Genomic DNA, 17,867 nt, shown 5'->3' with positions numbered 1-17,867 from the left:
CGCGGCTGGTGAGGGGCAGGACTGAGGGACAGGACTAAGGGGCAGGACGCCACTGTCAGCAATGGTTATAAACACGCATTTTCTTATATGAATGGTATTGAAGTTGAGGCGAAAACCTTTCATTGGCCGGGGTCGGCGGCGGCGGTCAGAATGCTCGATATGCAGTACAGGGGCGGTGGCGTGACGCGCCGGACGTGTATTGCTGCACGCGCACCGCGAAGTGTGCGGCGATAACGACATCAATGCCGGACACGACGACCACGAGGGCCGCCCCATGAGTGCAATCGAACATCCGTCAGGGATCAGCTTCGAATTCTTCCCGCCGAATACCGAGGCCGGACGTGAAAAGCTCAAGGGGGTTCGCGATCAGCTGGCGGCGCTGGAGCCGGAATTCTTCTCCGTCACCTATGGCGCGGGTGGCTCCACGCGTGAGCGCACCTTCAACACCGTGCAGTCGGTCAGCGCCAGCGGCATCTGCACCGCGCCGCACCTGTCGTGTGTCGGCAGCGACCGCGGTGAGCTGCGTGAGATCCTGGCGCAATATCGTGAGCAGGGCGTCAAGCGACTGGTGGCGTTGCGCGGGGACCTGCCCTCCGGGATGGGCTCGCGCAGCGAGCTGCGTTACGCCAATGAGCTGGTCGAGTTCGTGCGCGAGGAGACTGGCGATCACTTCGAGATCGCGGTGGCAGCCTATCCGGAGTGCCATCCGCAGGCCGACAACTACCACAGCGATCTCGAGAACTTCGCGCGCAAGATGCAGGCCGGCGCCGATATCGCCATCACCCAGTACTTCTTCAATGCCGATGCCTACTTCCACTTCGTGGAGCGCGCGCGTGCCGCCGGTATTCAGCAGCCGATCATCCCGGGGATCATGCCGATCACCAACTACACCCGGCTGGCGCGTTTCTCCGATTCCTGCGGGGCGGACATCCCGCGCTGGCTTCGCCGGCAGCTCGAGAGCTATGGCGATGACAGCGAGAGCCTCCAGGCCTTCGGCACCGAGGTGATCTCGCGCATGAGTCAGCGTCTGCTGGATGGCGGCGCGCCGGGCCTGCACTTCTATACCCTCAATCAGGCCGAGCCGTGTCTCAAGGTGCTGGAAAATCTGGGTATCTCTTCTCGTTGAGTCACGCGCGCCGGGTGTGCGCGACAAGTAATTGGAAGAGCGGCATTGAATGTGACGTCGCTCGCCCTGAGGTCTGACGGGTAGCCGCTTGTGACAGCGGCCCGCAAGCCACTCAAGGCGTCGGCAGTGACGCCGGCCTCAGTGATGGAGAGATTGCTCATGAATCACGAGACACAGCACACGGCATCCTTTACGACCTCGTCCAGAAAGCCCCTCAAGACCGCCGCGACGCTGGCGCTCGGCGCCTGGTTGTTCGGCGGCGTCGCCCAGGCCGCCACCGAGGTGGAAATGCATCGCGTCAGCAGTGATGGCGTCGGTGAGTCCGTCGGCAGTGTCATGGCCGAGGATACCGATGATGGTCTGCTGCTGACGCCGAAGATCGAGGGGCTCGAGAGCGGCATCCACGGCTTCCACCTGCATGCCAATGCCAGCTGCGAACCGGCCGAGAAGGATGGCGAGACCGTCGCCGCCGCCGCGGCAGGTAGCCACTTCGATCCAGAAGAGACCGGTACCCACCAGGGCCCCTACGGTGATGGCCACCTCGGTGACCTTCCGGCATTGAGCGTCGATGCCGATGGCAAGATCTCGCTGCCGGTGCTGGCACCGCGCCTCAATGAAAGTGATCTCAGCGGCCATGCGCTGATGATCCACTCCGGCGGTGACAACTACACCGATACGCCCAAGCTGGGCGGTGGCGGCTCGCGCGTCGCCTGCGGTGTAGTTGACTGATGTGTGGTCGACTGAACGATGGTCGACAGATCTGCGGTCGACTGGTCTGTGGTCAATTGAGCCACCTGCCGAGATGACATGAAAAAGCCCCGCCAATTGGCGGGGCTTTTTCATGTCGCAGCGCTACAGCAGATGTCAGTGCAGCTTGCCGGGGTCCAGAATGCGCACCGGCTGAACCTCATCGCTCGCCGGCGTCTCGCGGGGGTCGCTCACGCGCGTGGAAATCTCGGCGAGGGTCGGCGGTTCCTCGATGGCTTGCTGTTCGAAGAAGTCGCAGGACACGCAGTCACGGTAGCGGGTCTCGTTCTGCTCCCAGGTACGCAGGCGGTCCATTGCTCCGCAGCGCGGGCAGACGGCACCGGCGATGAAGCGCTTGATGGTAGACATGGTGCCTCCAGTCAGGGTCAGGGTAGGTCTGGCAATCCCGCCTCGGGCGGATGATGCGCCATATGATACGCCCCCGACCGGTAAAGGTCAGGGGCGCATGGTCAGCAGCTCGTGGTCAGGCTTGCGCCATCCCGAGACAGGGCGAGATCAGGCCGCCTGGGCACCGATGCCGGAGTGACGCAGCAGGGCATCGACCTGCGGGTCACGGCCACGGAAGGCGCGGAACAGCTCGGCAGCATCACGCGAGCCACCACGAGCCAGTACCTCGTCACGGAAGCGCTGGCCAGTGGCGGTATCGAAGACCGCGCTTTCCTCGAAGGCACTGAAGGCGTCAGCCGACAGCACCTCGGCCCACTTGTAGCTGTAGTAACCCGCGGCGTATCCGCCGGCGAAGATATGGCTGAAGCCATTCTGGAAGCGGTTGAACTCGACCGCCGGCACCACGGCGACCTTGCTGCGCACCTCGTCGAGCAGCGCCTGGACATCGCTGGCCGACGGCTTGTCGAGCTCATGATGCAGGCGGAAGTCGAACAGCGAGAACTCCAGCTGGCGGACCATGGTCATCGCCGCCTGGAAGTTGCGGGCTGCCTGCAGGCGCTCGAGCATGTCATCGGGCAGGCGCTCGCCGGTGTCGACGTGACGTGCGATCAGATCCAGCCCTTCACGCTCGTAGCAGAAGTTCTCCATGAACTGGCTGGGCAGCTCGACGGCGTCCCAGGCCACGCCGTTGATGCCGGAGACTTCGGCGACTTCCTGGCGGGTCAGCATGTGATGCAGACCGTGCCCGAATTCGTGGAACAGCGTGACCACTTCATCGTGGGTCAGCAGCGCCGGGCGATCGCCCACCGGGCGGGTGAAGTTGCAGGTCAGGTAGGCGACCGGCAACTGCAGGCTGCCATCCTCGCGGCGACGACGGACGCGGCACTCATCCATCCAGGCACCGCCCCGCTTGCCTTCACGCGCGTAGAGGTCGAGATAGAAGCCGGCGATCGGGGTGTCATTCTCGACCACCTCGTAGTAGCTGACGTCCTCGTGCCATACCGGCACGTCACGCTGCTTGAAGGTGATGCCGTAGAGGCGGTTGACGACCTCGAACAGCCCGTCGATGGCCTGCGGCGCCGGGAAGTAGGGACGCAGCTGTTCCTGATTGATCGCGTAGCGCGACTCGCGCAGCTTCTCGCTGGCATAGCCGACATCCCACGGCTGCAGGTCGTCGATGCCTAGGCTCTCGGTGGCGTAGGCCGCCAGCTCGTTGAACTCTTCACGCGCCTGCGGCACGGCGCGGGTGGCGAGGTCATCCAGGAAGGCGATGACCTGCGCCGGCGAGTCGGCCATCTTGGTCGCCAGCGACAGCGAGGCGTAGTCATCGAAGCCGATCAGCGCGGCCAGTTCCTGACGCAGGGCCAGAATCTCCTCGATCACCGGGCCGTTGTCGAACTCACCGGCGTTGGGGCCCTTCTCCGAGGCGCGCGTGACGAAGGCGGTGTAGACCTCCTCACGCAGCTCGCGGTTGTCGGCATAGCTGAGCACCGGGAAGAAGCTCGGGAAGTCCAGGGTGATGCGATAGCCTTCCAGCCCCTTGGCTTCGGCATTGGCCTTGAGCGCTTCAAGGCCGCTTTCCGGTACGCCCGCCAGCGCCTCTTCGCCGACATCCTTGTGCCAGGCCTGGGTGGCATCCAGCACATGGTTGGAGAAGGTGTTGGAGAGTTCGGACAGGCGCGCCTGGATCTCGCCGTAGCGCTGCTTCTTATCTTGCGGCAGGTCGACACCGGCGAGACGGAAGTCGCGCAGGCTGTTGGTGATCGCCTTCTGCTGGGCTTCATCGAGGCTTGCGAACTCATCGCTGTCCGCGAGGCGCTGATAGGCCGCGGCCAGGTCGCTGTTCTGACCCACCCAGGTGGAGTAGGCCGACAGCTTGGCGAGACAGGCCTGATAGGCCTCGCGCAGCTTGGGCGAGTTCATGGTCGAGTTGAGGTGCGAGACCGGCGACCAGGCCTGGCTCAGGCGGTCACCCAGCGCTTCCAGCGGCGCGGCGAAGTTGTCCCAGCGCGTGTCATCGCGGGTGGCCTCGATCAGGCGTTCGATCTCCTGCTGGTTGTGCTCCAGCAGCTCACTGATCGCGTCCTCGACATGCTCGGCCTTGAGGGTGTCGAAGGGGGGCAGGGTGTTGCGTTCCAGCAGGGGATTGATCGACATCATGTACCTCGCGTCATTCGGGTGGGCGGCAGCGGTGAGCGGTAAAGGAGAACTTGCGCATCAATAGCGCCGTGAAAACGGCGTCACCGCTGCCGCGGGGATACCTAGAATGTGAGGCCTCGGCGCGTGTTATTCAATCTATCGCCTCGATAGGCGGGCGTCGCCACGCGCATGTCGCATTGGCCGAGGCCGGTACGGCTGCTATCTTGCTGGCCTTGGCCCCTGAGTGGGGCCCGTATCCTTCCCCCGTACCGAGACCACGAGAGCAGACATGAGCGAAACCACCGAACGCTGGGGCAGTCGCCGAGCCTTCATTCTGGCCGTGACCGGCGCCGCCGTAGGGCTGGGCAACATCTGGCGCTTCCCCTACATGACCGGCGAGAACGGCGGTTCCGCGTTTCTGCTGCTGTATATCGGTTTCGTGCTGTTGCTGGGGCTGCCGGTGATGATGGCCGAGATCATGATCGGGCGCGCCGGACGTCGCGGACCGATGCAGGCGCTGGCCCATCTGGCCGTCAGCGGCGGACGCACCCCGCACTGGCGCTGGCTGGGGCTGTTCGGCGCCATCACCATGTTCTTCATCCTGTCGTTCTATTCGGTGGTGTCGGGCTGGTCGATCGAGTATCTGGTCGATTCGCTGAAGGGTGACTTCAGTGGCATGAGCCCGCCGGAGATCGGCGCTTCCTTCGGTGCCTTCCTGGAAGACCCGGTCACGATGACCTTCAACCACACCGTCTTCATGCTGATGACGATGAGTGTGGTGGCCGCCGGTATCTCTTCCGGGCTCGAGCGCCTCAATAACCTGATGATGCCGCTGCTCTATGTGCTGTTGCTGGCGCTGGCCGGTTACAGCATCAGCACGCCCGGCTTCGGCCCCGCGCTGAGCTGGCTGTTCATGCCCAATCCGAGTGCCATCACGCTGGACGTGATGCTCAATGCCATGGGGCATGCCTTCTTCACTCTGGCGGTCGGTGCCTGTGCCCTGATGGCCTACGGCGCCTACATGCCGGAGCGCCAGAGCCTGCCGACGGCCGCGATCGCCGTGGCGGCACTGGATATCGGTGTGGCGCTGCTGGCGGGGATCGCCATCTTCGCGGCGGTCTTCAGCCAGGGCATGGACCCGGCCTCCGGCCCCGGCCTGATGTTCGTCAGCCTGCCGATCGCCTTCGCCAATCTGCCGGGCGGCAGCGTGCTGCTGGCGCTGTTCTTCCTGCTGTTGCTGCTGGCGACCTGGACCAGCTCGATCAACATCGCCGAGCCCATCGTCGAGGTGCTGGAGGGCTGGGGTCTCAAGCGTCGCCACGCGGCACTGGTGGTCGGTGTCTCGGTGTGGGCGATGGGGCTGTTGTCGGTGCTGTCCTTCTCGAGCCTCAAGGACGTGCACGTGCTGGGCGAGATGAATGTCTTCGATGCGGTGACGACGATTCCGCCTGACTTCTTCCTGCCGATCGGCGGGCTGCTGATCGCCATCTTCGCGGCCTGGGTGATGCCGCAGAATCGTGCGCTGGCAGGCCTCGGCACCTCGCGTGGCTTCTTCCGTACCTGGCGCTGGGTGCTGCGCTGGATCTCGATTCCGCTGGTCGTCGTCGTGCTGGGCTGGAGCTTCTTCAAGTAAGCCCGCTTGCGCCATCGGTACGTGAATCTGGCGTTGAGTCAGCGCACGGCGTGGCGCGATGCGCGGGGCATGGCGAGCCTGCAAGCGGGGCGTCGGGACGGGGTGTCGAAAACATCGCAACGCGAGTCAGGCCGTTGCGCTATTGGCATCCCGGTGTTTGGCGCAGTAGGCTGGTTGCCTATTTCAGGAGGTAAGGCATGAGCATTAGATCCTTCAAGGGCCTGACGCCGCGACTGGGCGAGCGGGTTTTCGTCGATCCGGCCAGTGTGGTGCTGGGTGATGTCGCCCTCGGGGATGACAGCTCGGTATGGCCGCTGGCGGTGATTCGCGGCGACATGCACCGTATCCGCATCGGTGCGCGTACCAGCGTGCAGGATGGCGCGGTACTGCATATCACTCACGCCAGTGACTTCAATCCGGGCGGCTATCCGCTGGAAATCGGCGATGATGTCACCATCGGCCACAAGGCCGTGTTGCATGGCTGCACCATTCACGACCGCGTGCTGGTCGGCATGGGCGCCATCGTGATGGACGGCGTGGTGGTGGAAGATGAAGTCATCATCGCGGCGGGTGCGCTGGTGCCGCCGGGCAAGCGCCTCGAGGGCGGTCATGTGTATGCCGGCAACCCGGCCAAGGCACTGCGCCCCATCAAGGACAGTGAGCGTGAGTTCTTCACCTATTCGGCGGTGAACTACGTCAAGCTGAAGGATCAGCATCTGGCCGAAGACTACGTCGACTGAATCTCCCTCGCACAGAGCGGCAGACGTAGCAATGATCACTCCCCCGTTGGCTCAGTCCGGCGGGGGAGTGCTCGTTTCAGGGCCGGATTTTCCGCAAGCCAGGATCGGTTTTTCACAAGCCAGGATCGGTTTTTCCACGAGCTTTAGAAGGCAGATGTGGCAGTGGCGCGCACAAACCAGGACAAGCCATTGTTTTTCATGAAATGCTTGCGTCATAATCTGGACGTATATCCAGTGCCAGCGTGTGGCGTCTGGTCCAGTGACATCGTCGAGGGCTCGCGACCCGTATTTCATGGCCAATTTTCGTACCCATATCACCGTAGCGGCCTTTGCCGGCGGCATTGTCGCGGCGGCGGGCTGGCAGGGCGGCCTGTGGTCGCTGGCGGAGGGGGTTCCGCTGGCGAGCCTGACCACCTTCGGCGGTATCCTGCCGGATATCGACTCCGACAACTCGCGTGCCATCCGTATCCTGTTCACGCTGTTTGCGGTGTTGGCGACCATGGCCTGCGTGCTGTTGCTGCAGGACCGCCTGCTGGCGGGGCCTTTGATGATGGCGGGCGGCGCCACCTATCTGGGCGTGCGCTATGTGGCCAGCGCCATCTTCAAGCGCTTCACCGTCCATCGTGGTATCTGGCACTCGCTGCTGGCGTCACTGCTGTGCTCGCTGGGCGTGACGGCCGCCAGCCTGCATGTGCTGGGCCAGAGTGAAGAGCAGGCCTGGTGGCAGGGCGCGGCCCTGTTGTTCGGCGCCATGATCCACCTGCTGCTCGATGAGATGTACAGCGTCGACATGGTCGGCGCACGCCTGAAGCGCAGCTTCGGCACCGCCTTCAAGCTGTTCGATTATCGTGAGCCGGGCAACTCGCTGGCGATGGTGGCGGTGATCGCCGCCATGACGCCCTGGCTGCCACCATTGTCGGTACTGGTGGACATCATGCATCTGCAGGGGCCGCTGTCCGTGTTCGGTGCAGGCCTGTTACGGCTGATGGCCGGCGTCTGATGCCGTCTGGCTGAAGGCCGGCGCGAATCTCAGTTACTGTTGTGATGCCTTGGTTGTGATGCATCAGGCACGATAGGGCTCGGCACTCAGGCCGTGCTTCTTGAGCTTGTCGTAGAGTGTCTTGCGCGGCAGCCCCAGCCGTTCGCAGGCCATCACCACCTGACCTTTGCTGGCCGCCAGGGCCTCGCGAATCAGCGCGGCCTCGAACGCCTCCATGCGCTGCGGCAGCGATTGCGCCTGGGTGGCTGCCTTCACGTTGTGCTCCAGTTCCCCCAGCTCGCCTGATTCCCTCGGTGCGTCTGATGCATGCCGCTCGCCTGTGCCGGCGGTGATGCCTTCTCTGTCCGTCTCTCTTGCGGCTTCCGTGCTGTTCACGGACGGGCCACTCGTGCCCGCGGTGAGCGGTCGCCCTTCCGCCATGCTGTCGCCGATGTTGCCCTCCAGTCCGCCCAGCAGCACATGGCGTTCCGCACAGTTTCTCAGCTCACGCACGTTGCCCGGCCAGTCATGCGCCAGCAGCGCCTGCAGGGTGGTGGCGTCCAGCGGCGGGACTTCCAGGCTGGTACGTTCACTGGCCAGAATCGCGAAGTGCCGAAACAGCTGCAGGATATCCTCGGCATGCTCGCGCAGCGGCGGCAGATACAGCGTGACTACGTTCAGGCGGTAGTAGAGGTCCTCGCGAAACTCGCCGGCGCTGGCCGCTTCGCGCAGATCCCGCTTGGTAGCGGCGATGACTCGGATATCGATGGGGCGTGGCGTATTGCTGCCGAGCCGCTCGATGCTGCGCTCCTGCAGCACCCGCAACAGCTTGATCTGCAACGACATCGGCATCGATTCGATCTCATCGAGAAACAGGGTGCCGCCGTCGGCGTGTTCCAGCTTGCCGATACGGCGCTCGCTGGCACCGGTGAAGGCGCCTTTCTCATGGCCGAACAGTTCCGACTCGATCAACGTCTCCGGCATGCCGCCACAGTTGAGTGCCACGAAGGGCTTGCTGGCGCGGGCGCTGCGCTCGTGCAGACAGCGGGCGACACGGTCCTTGCCGGCGCCGGTTTCGCCATACAGCAGGGTGTCGGCATCGACCGCCGCCAGGCGTGATACCTGGGCATCCAGGCGCTGCATGATGTCACTGCTGCCGACCAGCCTGGGGCCGGCGCTGTTGCGCTGGGTATCCAGCTGTTCGCGCAGCGAGCGGTTCTCCAGCGCCAGCCGGCGAGCGGCCACCGCACGCCGCACGCCATCGAGCATGCGCTCGCGATCGAAGGGCTTCTCGATGAAATCCCAGGCACCGGCCTGCATGGCTGCGACGGCGGTATCGATGTCGCCATGCCCCGTCATCACGATCACCGGCAGCTCGTCATCCACGGCATGCGCCGCGTGCAGCAGGCTCAGGCCATCCATGCCCGGCATGCGAATGTCCGTGACCACCACACCCTCGAAGGGCGCTTCGGCGCGCAGGATCGCCAGCGCTTGCTCGGCACTGGCCAGCGGGCGAGTGCGGTAATCGGCCAGCATCAGGCTCTGGCTCAGGCTGTCGCGCAGATGCGGTTCGTCATCCACCACCAGCACCTGCATGTCGGTATTCGTGACGTCGCTCATGACGGCTCCTGTGAATGGTTGGCGGTGGGTGGCATCGGGGGTTGTGAGTGCATCGAGAGTGCCGGCAGCGTCAGCCGGAACAGTGCGCCGCCCAGCGGCGAGGGATGCGCCTCGAGGGTGCCGCCGAGGTCGGCGACGATACGCGCGCTGATCGATAACCCCAGCCCGAGTCCCTGGCCGTCGGCACGCTGGGTATAGAAGGGTTCGAACACGCGCACCAGTTGCGATGGCTCGAGGCCGGGGCCGTTGTCGTGGACTTCCAGTACGACCTGATTGCCGGCGCTGCCCGCTTGCTCATGCAGGTTGAGCTGGATGCTGGGGGGCTCCGTGCGCTCGGGGGGCATGTCGGCAAGCGCATCCAGTGCATTGCCGATCAGGTTGACCAACACCTGCTCCATACGTACCGGCTCGGCGCGCACCCGCGCCAGCTTTGGACTCGCTTCGCGAATGAGGGTCACGCCGAGTGCCTCGCAGCGTGCATGCAGCAGGCGCAGGGCATAGTCGAGGCTGGTGGTGAGATCGATGGCCTCCAGGCGGTCACCGCTCTTGCGTGAGAACTGACGCAGCTGCGCGCTGATCTCGCCCATGCGCTGGGTCAGCTCGGTGATCTGGCGCAGATTGCTCTCGACCTGGGCGGTCTGGGCGCGGGCGAGGAAGGCGGTCGCGTTCTCGGCATAGGCGCGGATGGCGGCCAATGGCTGATTGAGTTCGTGATTGATGCCGGCGGCCAGTTCCCCCAGTACCGCCAGCTTGGCGGTCTGGATCAATTCATCACGCGTCTCGCGCAGCTCGCGTTCGGCGCGGGTGCGCTCCTCGACTTCGGCACTCAGGCGCGTGTTGCTGGCGGCGAGGTCGCGGGTGCGCTCGACCACCCGTTGCTCGAAGGCATCGCGTGCCTGGGCGAGCTGTTCGGCCTGGGCACGGCGTTCGCTGACATCGAAGACCGTGACCAGCCAGCGCGGACCATTGGGGCTGGGCAGTGGCGAGCAGGAAAGCTCCAGTGGCACCGCGACACCCTCGCGCAGGCCATGCACTTCCAGCGGCCCGACTGAGCGGGCCTGGGTCAGGCGGTCCAGCAGGTGGCGCTCGGTTGGCAGGAAAAGCTCGCGCAGATCACGCCCTTCACGGGCGCTGGGCTGGCGGGATGAGTCTTCCGGTGAGGCATCGGCACTCAAGGGCGAGCCGAACAGCGCAATGGCTGTCGGATTGAGATACACCAGCCGGACCCGCTCATCGAGGATGCACAGGCCAGCCTGAGTGCGGTCGATGATGCCGCGCACCCGTTGCTGGCTGCTGGCGAGATTCTGGCGCTCGCGCTCGGCGAACAGGCGACGCTCACGCAGGATGCGCAGTCGCTGCCAGCCCAGCCCTGCCAGCAGACACAGCAAGGCATAGCCACCGGCCGCGAGTCCGGCCGCTTGCCAGATACTGCTTCGCAGCGGTGCCAGTGGCTTGAGCACATGCAGGCGCCAGCCGATATCCGGCAGTGGCTGGGACAGGCTCAACCAGGCGTGCTGCCAGAGATCCCCCGGTGTCAGTTGCAACAGCTCGATGGAGGTCGTGTCGCGGCGCGACTCAAAGGGCTGGCCCAGCAACTCCGGCAGCGCCTCGCGATGATGCAGGCGCAGTGGGCGCAGGCGCTGATTGGCATAGCGCTGGGTGTCGAGCAGCCGGTTGCGTGTCTCCTCGCTGAGTGGCTCCAGCGTGCGCAGTACCCGCTGCGCCTGGCTGGCGATGAAGATCACGCCATGCGGATCAGTGACCATGATGTCGGCATTCTGGTCGAGCCACGCCGCCTCCAGCGCCTCTATCTGCACCTTGACCACGGCCACGCCACTTCGGCCCTGGGGGCTGGTGACGGCAGCGCTGAAGAAATAACCGCGCTCACCGGAGCTGGTGCCCAGCCCGTAGAAGCGCCCCTCGCCGCCATTGATGGCGTCTTGCCAGTAGGGGCGGAAGCGATAGTTCTGGCCGATGAAGGTATTGGCGGAACGCCAGTTGCTGGCGGCGATGGTCGTGCCGGTGTCATCGACCAGATAGAGGTCCGAGATGCCGGCCAGCTCACGCATGCGGTCCAGTCGCTGATTGAGTGCCACTTCCGCGCTGGGGTCTTCTGGGTGATCGAGAAAGTCGCGCAGCTGGTCATTCTCTGCCACCAGCCTGGGCAGATAGGCGTGGCGATTCAGCTGGCCACGCAGGCTGGCGGCGGTCAGACGCAGTTCGTTGTCTGCCTCATGCCCCAGGCGCTCCAGACCCTGGCTGCGCGCCATCGAGACCGCCTGCCACACGCACAGCATCAGCCCCAGCGGTAGCACGACCGCCAGTACGAGACGCCACAGCTGGGGCAGGCGCGTGTCCTTCATCGGCAAGCCTTCATGTTCAGGCCCTCATCTCAAGCACTGCATATCCGGAACTCCATATTCAGCCAGAGCGTCATGACTGAGCGTCATGAGCCATCCGGCGCCGCCTGGGCACGGCGCAAGGCGCGCTGGGCACGAGTCTCGGCGCGTTCCAGTTCCAGCAGCGAATCCTCGACGAATACCAGATGCTCATGGGCGGCGTTGCGTGCATCTTCGGCGCGGCCTTCCATGATCGCCTCGAACAGGCTGCGGTGCTGCTGGATCAGGCGCGGGCGTGATTCCGGCTTCTCGAACAGGTGGCGCAGGTTGGCCACGATACTCTTTTCCAGCAACTGGAACAGGCTGCGCATCGAGTGCAGCAGCACCACGTTGTGCGCGGCCTCGGCGATGGCGAGGTGGAAGGCGGCATCGGCACCGGCCTCGCGCTCCGGGTCACGTCCCTCGAAGCTCTTCTCTAGGTCCTCGAAGCGCTGGCGCAGCATTGCCTTGTCGGCAGGTGTGGAGCGCATGGCGGCGTAGTAGGCGCTGATGCCCTCCAGCGCATCGCGAAATTCCAGCAGATCGAGATTGAACTCTCCGTGGCGACCCAGCAGCGCGCTGAGCGGGTCCGACCAGGCGCGCGCCAGCTCTTCAGAGACGTAGGTGCCGCCGCCCTGGCGTGAAGTCAGCAGTCCGCGCGCGGCCAGCTTCTGGATGGCCTCCCGGACGGAGGGGCGTGAGACCTCGAACTGCTCAGCCAGGGTGCGCTCCGGTGGCAGGCGCTCGCCGGGCTTCAGGCTGCCCTCGATGATCATGCTTTCGAGGCGCTCGGTGAGTACATCGGCGATACGGGGTTGGCGGACGGGGGCGTAACGCATGGAAGTGTCCTTGCGGCAAAGGTGAAAGGCGGCGCCGAACGCTGGAATGCCGGTACGCGGCATGCAAGAGAGGGGCGCTTGCGGCGCTGCCGATGATCAGTGTGGCCCGTGGGCATTCCACGCCACAGCCGACATTGGTCTTACCAATATGTGTGATAACCACGCCTCGCGTGGGAGATGAGTGTTATCAATAATTGGTAAGACCAATTTTACGCAATGAAGCTGCTTTGACCAATGTCTAGATACCTTGCACCACATGATGTTTGACCCCTTTCGAGGCGACGCCTAGATTATGCCGAAGCACATCAGGGTAAATTGGTATGACCAATTTATCGGAAGGCCTGACCCAAGGGTGCGCCAACCCCCGAGTCCTTCACTGCCGTGCCAGACAACAATCACAACAATTCGCCTGCGGAGTTTCCGTCATGTCTGAGCCACTGCTGGCCTTGCTGGCCTTCACCCCTATCCTGCTGGCGGGCATCCTGCTCGTCGGTCTGCAATGGCCCGCGCGTCGCGCCATGCCATTGGTCTTTCTCGTCACCGCTGCCATCGGCTATTTCGTGTGGCAGATGTCGCTGACGCGCATTCTGGCCTCCACGCTGCAGGGGCTGATGGTGACCGTCTCGGTGCTGTGGATCATCTTCGGCGCCATCTTCCTGCTCAATACGCTCAAGCATTCCGGGGCGATCGCGGTGATCCGCGGCGCCTTCACCACCGTCAGTCCCGACCGTCGCGTACAGGCCATCATCATCGCCTGGCTGTTCGGCAGCTTCATCGAGGGCGCTTCCGGCTTCGGGACGCCTGCGGCCATCGCGGCGCCGTTGCTGGTCGCCATCGGCTTCCCGGCGCTGGGGGCGGTGATGGTGGGCATGATGATCCAGTCGACCCCGGTATCATTCGGGGCGGTGGGCACGCCGATCGTGATCGGCGTGAATGCGGGCCTCGACAAGGCCAATCTCGGTGAGCAGCTGCTGGCGAACCATTCCAGCTGGGAGGCCTTCATGCAGCTGATCACCTCGGAGGTCGCCATCGTGCATGGCATCGTCGGCCTGCTGATGCCGTTGTTCATGACCGTGATGATGACGCGCTTCTTCGGCGCGAAGAAAAGCTGGAGCGAGGGGCTGTCGATTGCGCCGTTCGCGCTGTTCGCCGGCCTGTGCTTCACGCTGCCCTACGTGGCGGCGGGTATCTTCCTCGGCCCGGAATTCCCGTCACTGATCGGCGCTCTGGTCGGCTTGGTCCTCGTGGTGCCAGCGGCGCGTGCCGGATTTCTACTGCCGAAGGACAGCTGGGATTTTCCGCCCGAGGCCGAGTGGCCCAAGCATTGGCTGGGTGACCTGACGCTGGAGCGTGATGATGTCGAGGCCGCCGCGGCAGGCAGAAAGCCGCTGCCTCTGTGGCTGGCGTGGTTGCCCTATGGGTTGATCGCGCTGCTGCTGGTCGCCTCACGCGTATCGAGTGACTTCAAGGGCTGGCTGGTCAGCGTGCAATTCAGTGCCACTGACCTGCTGGGTGCCAGCGGTATCTCCGGCGCGATACAGCCGCTCTATCTGCCGGGCGGCATCATGGTCTTCGTGGCCCTGATCACGCTGCTGCTGCATCGCATGGCCTCTCGCCAGCTGGTGGCGGCGGCCAGCGAATCCTGGCGCACGCTGGTCGGCGCCGGCTTCGTGCTGGTGTTCACCATTCCGATGGTGCGCATCCTGATCAACTCCGGCGTCAACCTGAACGACCTGGCGTCCATGCCGGTGGTGATGGCGGACGTGGTGGCAGACAGCCTCGGTCAGGCCTACCCGTTGTTCGCCTCGGGCATCGGCGCGCTGGGCGCCTTCATCGCCGGCTCCAATACGGTCTCCAACATGATGCTGTCCCAGTTCCAGTTCAACGTCGCCGCCCAGCTCGGGCTGTCGGGAGCGCTGATGGTGGCGCTGCAGGCGGTCGGGGCTGCGGCCGGCAACATGATCGCCATCCATAACGTCGTGGCGGCCTCGGCGACCGTCGGTCTGCTGGGGCGTGAGGGTCGTACCCTGCGCATGACGGCGATTCCGACCGCCTACTATCTATTGGCCTCCGGCGTGCTGGGCATGCTGGCGTTCCACCTGGTGGGTCTGAGTGATCCGCTGCTGCCGTAAGCGTGATCTGTGCTGACTGATACCTTGAAAGACATCCTGACTGACTGATAAAGAGACTGGCCATGACCGTCGCTGCTGCCCCTGACTCCACTGCTCACCCTGCCATGGGTGGGCATGCCTCACCCCAGGCGCGTGCTGCTGCCTATGACGCTCTGCGCGAGGCGTTGGCGCAGCACATTCCCGGTGAGCGCCTGATCCATGATCCGCTGCGCACCCTGGCCTACGGCACGGATGCCAGCTTCTATCGGCTGGTGCCGCAGCTGGTGGTGCGGGTGCATGACGAGCAGGAGCTGGGGCATGTGTTGCGCGAGTGCCGGGCGCGCAAGTTGCCGGTGACCTTCCGTGCGGCGGGGACGTCGCTGTCCGGCCAGGCGCTGACGGATTCGGTGCTCATCCAGCTGGGTGGTGAGTGGCGAGGGGCACAGGTGCTGGAGCAGGGCAGTCGCATCTGCCTGCAGCCGGGGGTGATCGGGGCGCGTGCCAATCAGCTGCTGGCACCCTTCGGACGCAAGATCGGCCCGGACCCGGCTTCGATCAACAGCTGCATGATCGGCGGTATCGCGGCCAACAATGCGTCCGGCATGTGCTGCGGCACGGCACACAACAGTTATCGCACCGTCGAGGACCTGCGCGTCATTCTCGCCGATGGCACCTGCCTGGATACGGCGTCGCCGGAGAGCGTGCAGGCCTTTCGCGCCAGCCATGGTGGTCTGCTGGCGGAGCTGGAGCGCATGGCGGCCAGTGTGCGCGCCGACCCTGAGCTGGCCGAGCGCATCCGCCACAAGTATCGGCTCAAGAACACCACTGGCTATAGCCTCAATGCACTGGTCGACTATGCCGATGGTCTCGAGATCCTCAAGCATCTGATGATCGGTTCGGAAGGCACGCTGGGTTTCATCGCCTCCATTACCTATCGCACCGTGATCGAGGAGCCGCACAAGGCGGCGGCGCTGGTGTACTACCCGAGCATCGATGCGGCCTGTCGCGCCACCATGCTGCTGAAGACGGCGCCGGTCGCGGCGGTGGAGCTGATGGATCGCGCGGCGCTGCGCTCTGTCGAGGATGCACCGGGCATGCCGGACGTGCTGCGCACCCTGCCGGAAGAGGCGGTCGCGCTGCTGGTGGATGTGCGGGGCGCGCATCATCAGGAGCTGGAGGCGCGCATGGCCGAGGTTGCCCGCGTGCTGGAAGGCATCGAGACCTGCGAGTCGTGGGCCTTCACTCAGGATGCGCAGCGTTATGCGCTGTACTGGAAGATCCGCAAGGGGCTGTTTCCTGCGGTCGGTGCAGTGCGTGACCTGGGGACCACCGTGATCATCGAGGATGTCGCCTTCCCCATCGAGCGGCTGGCGGAAGGCGTCGGTGCGCTGACGGAGGTCTTCCAGCGGCATGGTTACTCCCAGGCGATCCTGTTTGGCCATGCGCTGGAGGGCAATCTTCACTTCGTCTTCCCGCAGGGCTTCGAGCGCGAAGGCGAGGTGGCGCGCTATCAGGCGCTGATGGATGACGTCGCGCAGTTGGTGGGGCAGGAATATGGTGGCTCGCTCAAGGCCGAGCATGGCACCGGTCGCAACATGGCGCCTTATGTAGAGCTTGAGTGGGGCAAGGATGCCTATGCCCTGATGTGGCGTATCAAGGAGGCCTTCGATCCGGACAACCTGCTCAACCCGGAAGTGATCCTGACGCGCAATCCTCGTCTGCATCTGGAAAACCTCAAGCCATTGCCGGCGGCGGACCCGCTGGTGGACCGCTGCATCGAGTGCGGATTCTGTGAATCGGTCTGCCCGTCGAAGAACCTGAGCCTGACGCCGCGCCAGCGCATCGTCATCCGACGGGAGATCGCACGCCTGGCTGCGCTCGAGGCACCGGATGATGCACAGCGCGACCAGCTGGCAGTGCTCAGGAAGGAATACGCCTATCAGGGCATGGAGACCTGTGCGGGCGATGGCCTGTGTGCGACCCAGTGTCCGGTCGGTATCAATACCGGTGATCTGATCCGGGGGCTGCGTCATGAGGAGAACGCCGGTGCCGATCATCCAGGCAAGGTGAAGGTGGCGCATTGGGCCGGTGAGCACTTCACGCGGGTCACCAGTGGCATGCGTGGCGTGCTCAGGCTGGCGGATGGGCTGCATGGCGCCGTCGGCACGCGCAACATGCGCCGCCTGACCCAGGCTGCTCGCAAGGTGTCCGGCGACAGGGTGCAGCAATGGACTCCCAGCATGCCGGCCGCCGCTGCGCGTGATTATCTCAAGCGTCTCGCGCAGCCACTGGGGCGCAGTGCAGCGCCCAATGGGCATGTCGTCTACTTCCCGTCCTGCGCCACGCGTGTCTTCGGGGTCGCTGCTGATGATCGCGATCCGCGCAGTGTCACGGGAATGGCGCTGGCCTTGATGGACAAGGCCGGCTTCGAGGTCGTGCTGCCGAAAGGTCTGGAGGCGCTGTGCTGTGGCATGGCCTTCCAGTCCAAGGGGCAGTTCGAGGCGGGAGATGCCAAGGCCGCCGAGCTGGCAACGGCGCTGGTGGAGGCGAGTGACGGCGGACGGCTGCCGATCTTCTGTGATACCAGCCCGTGCCTGGCACAGGCTCAGGCCTATGCGCGCGAGCACCTCGAGGTGTCGCTGACTCTGGTCGAGCCGGTGCAACTGGTACTCGACTATCTATTGCCCTATCTCTCGATCACACCGCTCAAGGCGAGAGTCGCGGTGCATGTCACCTGCTCCAGTGTCCGTATGGGGCTGGCAGAGCAGTTCGTGGCGCTGGCGCGGCAGTGCGCCAGTGAAGTCGTCGTGCCGGAAGAGATCACCTGCTGCGGCTTCGCCGGCGACAAGGGCTTCAGTACACCGGAGCTCAATGCCTCGGCATTGAAGGGACTGAAGGAGGTAGTCGCCGATTGCGACTACGGGGTCTCCAACTCGCGCACCTGCGAGATAGGGCTGAGTGAGCACTCCGGGCTCAGCTATCAATCGATTCTCGGTCTGGTCGATAGAGCATCGGCACCAAGGTGATGGGAGGTGTTCGAGATGCATGACACCCTGATGACAATCTATTGAAAAAGCCCTTGCCCTCACGGTGGTTCGTGCGTAAAGTACGCATCCGCTGCCGGGGACGCATGGCGTTACCAGCGGT

The 17,867-nt window shown here is 64.5% G+C and carries 12 protein-coding genes; 7 read left to right on the top strand and 5 right to left on the bottom strand.

Features of this window, described 5'->3' with window-relative positions; all coding sequences use genetic code 11:
* Nucleotides 1–274: 274 nt before the first annotated feature.
* Both metF and sodC read left to right on the top strand, forming a co-directional pair.
* Nucleotides 275–1,126 (top strand): methylenetetrahydrofolate reductase [NAD(P)H], encoded by an 852-nt coding sequence (gene metF / locus QD208_RS16080; RefSeq protein ID WP_279837422.1) that lies wholly within the window; start codon nt 275–277, stop codon nt 1,124–1,126.
* A gap of 159 nt (nt 1,127–1,285) precedes the next feature.
* Nucleotides 1,286–1,855: a superoxide dismutase [Cu-Zn] SodC gene (gene sodC / locus QD208_RS16075; RefSeq protein WP_279837421.1), complete on the top strand. Its 570-nt coding sequence runs from the start codon at nt 1,286–1,288 to the stop codon at nt 1,853–1,855.
* A 135-nt stretch (nt 1,856–1,990) separates the two neighbouring features.
* Here sodC and QD208_RS16070 read toward each other — a convergent pair whose 3' ends face one another.
* Entirely contained in the window at nt 1,991–2,242 is a 252-nt protein-coding gene (locus tag QD208_RS16070; RefSeq protein WP_043335719.1) for a YheV family putative zinc ribbon protein, read from the bottom strand.
* A gap of 147 nt (nt 2,243–2,389) precedes the next feature.
* Nucleotides 2,390–4,438 (bottom strand): oligopeptidase A, encoded by a 2,049-nt coding sequence (prlC, locus tag QD208_RS16065; protein WP_279837420.1) that lies wholly within the window; start codon nt 4,436–4,438, stop codon nt 2,390–2,392.
* Nucleotides 4,439–4,709: 271 nt separating this feature from the next.
* Between prlC and QD208_RS16060 the strand changes: the two genes are divergently transcribed.
* From QD208_RS16060 to QD208_RS16050, 3 genes are all read left to right on the top strand, one after another.
* Nucleotides 4,710–6,053: a sodium-dependent transporter gene (locus QD208_RS16060; RefSeq protein ID WP_054556322.1), complete on the top strand. Its 1,344-nt coding sequence runs from the start codon at nt 4,710–4,712 to the stop codon at nt 6,051–6,053.
* Between the two features lie 197 nt (nt 6,054–6,250).
* On the top strand, nt 6,251–6,793 hold the full coding sequence (locus tag QD208_RS16055) for a gamma carbonic anhydrase family protein (RefSeq protein ID WP_043335714.1): 543 nt from the start codon (nt 6,251–6,253) through the stop codon (nt 6,791–6,793).
* 292 nt (nt 6,794–7,085) lie between these two features.
* Nucleotides 7,086–7,793, top strand: a complete 708-nt coding sequence (locus QD208_RS16050; RefSeq protein WP_279837418.1) for a metal-dependent hydrolase — start codon at nt 7,086–7,088, stop codon at nt 7,791–7,793.
* Between the two features lie 63 nt (nt 7,794–7,856).
* Here the strand turns inward: QD208_RS16050 and QD208_RS16045 are convergent, their stop codons facing one another.
* From QD208_RS16045 to QD208_RS16035, 3 genes are all read right to left on the bottom strand, one after another.
* Complete coding sequence (locus tag QD208_RS16045; RefSeq protein WP_279837417.1) at nt 7,857–9,392, bottom strand: sigma-54 dependent transcriptional regulator; 1,536 nt, start codon at nt 9,390–9,392, stop codon at nt 7,857–7,859.
* Nucleotides 9,389–11,755, bottom strand: coding sequence for an ATP-binding protein (locus QD208_RS16040; protein ID WP_279837416.1), 2,367 nt, complete (start codon nt 11,753–11,755; stop codon nt 9,389–9,391). Before QD208_RS16040 ends, QD208_RS16045 begins: the two co-directional genes overlap by 4 nt.
* An 83-nt stretch (nt 11,756–11,838) precedes the next feature.
* A complete protein-coding gene (locus QD208_RS16035; RefSeq protein WP_054556318.1) occupies nt 11,839–12,609 on the bottom strand; it encodes an FCD domain-containing protein in 771 nt (256 codons plus the stop codon).
* Between the two features lie 425 nt (nt 12,610–13,034).
* Between QD208_RS16035 and QD208_RS16030 the strand changes: the two genes are divergently transcribed.
* A complete protein-coding gene (locus tag QD208_RS16030) occupies nt 13,035–14,741 on the top strand; it encodes an L-lactate permease (RefSeq protein WP_279837415.1) in 1,707 nt (568 codons plus the stop codon).
* 62 nt (nt 14,742–14,803) lie between these two features.
* Entirely contained in the window at nt 14,804–17,746 is a 2,943-nt protein-coding gene (locus QD208_RS16025) for an FAD-binding and (Fe-S)-binding domain-containing protein (RefSeq protein ID WP_279837414.1), read from the top strand.
* Nucleotides 17,747–17,867: the final 121 nt, after the last annotated feature.

Origin of the sequence: Cobetia sp. 29-18-1 (genome assembly GCF_029846405.1) — a bacterium.
Taxonomy (GTDB): Bacteria; Pseudomonadota; Gammaproteobacteria; order Pseudomonadales; family Halomonadaceae; genus Cobetia; species Cobetia amphilecti.
This window is presented reverse-complemented; position numbering and strand designations above follow the sequence as displayed.

Excerpts from the sequence above, each read along its gene's own strand:
- sodC (WP_279837421.1), top strand. The coding sequence starts at position 1,286 with ATGAATCACGAGACACAGCACACGGCATCCTTTACGACCTCGTCCAGA.
- QD208_RS16070 (WP_043335719.1), bottom strand. The coding sequence starts at position 2,242 with ATGTCTACCATCAAGCGCTTCATCGCCGGTGCCGTCTGCCCGCGCTGC.
- QD208_RS16040 (WP_279837416.1), bottom strand. The coding sequence starts at position 11,755 with ATGAAGGACACGCGCCTGCCCCAGCTGTGGCGTCTCGTACTGGCGGTC.
- QD208_RS16035 (WP_054556318.1), bottom strand. The coding sequence starts at position 12,609 with ATGCGTTACGCCCCCGTCCGCCAACCCCGTATCGCCGATGTACTCACC.
- QD208_RS16050 (WP_279837418.1), top strand. The coding sequence starts at position 7,086 with ATGGCCAATTTTCGTACCCATATCACCGTAGCGGCCTTTGCCGGCGGC.
- prlC (WP_279837420.1), bottom strand. The coding sequence starts at position 4,438 with ATGTCGATCAATCCCCTGCTGGAACGCAACACCCTGCCCCCCTTCGAC.
- QD208_RS16060 (WP_054556322.1), top strand. The coding sequence starts at position 4,710 with ATGAGCGAAACCACCGAACGCTGGGGCAGTCGCCGAGCCTTCATTCTG.
- QD208_RS16030 (WP_279837415.1), top strand. The coding sequence starts at position 13,035 with ATGTCTGAGCCACTGCTGGCCTTGCTGGCCTTCACCCCTATCCTGCTG.
- QD208_RS16025 (WP_279837414.1), top strand. The coding sequence starts at position 14,804 with ATGACCGTCGCTGCTGCCCCTGACTCCACTGCTCACCCTGCCATGGGT.
- QD208_RS16055 (WP_043335714.1), top strand. The coding sequence starts at position 6,251 with ATGAGCATTAGATCCTTCAAGGGCCTGACGCCGCGACTGGGCGAGCGG.
- QD208_RS16045 (WP_279837417.1), bottom strand. The coding sequence starts at position 9,392 with ATGAGCGACGTCACGAATACCGACATGCAGGTGCTGGTGGTGGATGAC.
- metF (WP_279837422.1), top strand. The coding sequence starts at position 275 with ATGAGTGCAATCGAACATCCGTCAGGGATCAGCTTCGAATTCTTCCCG.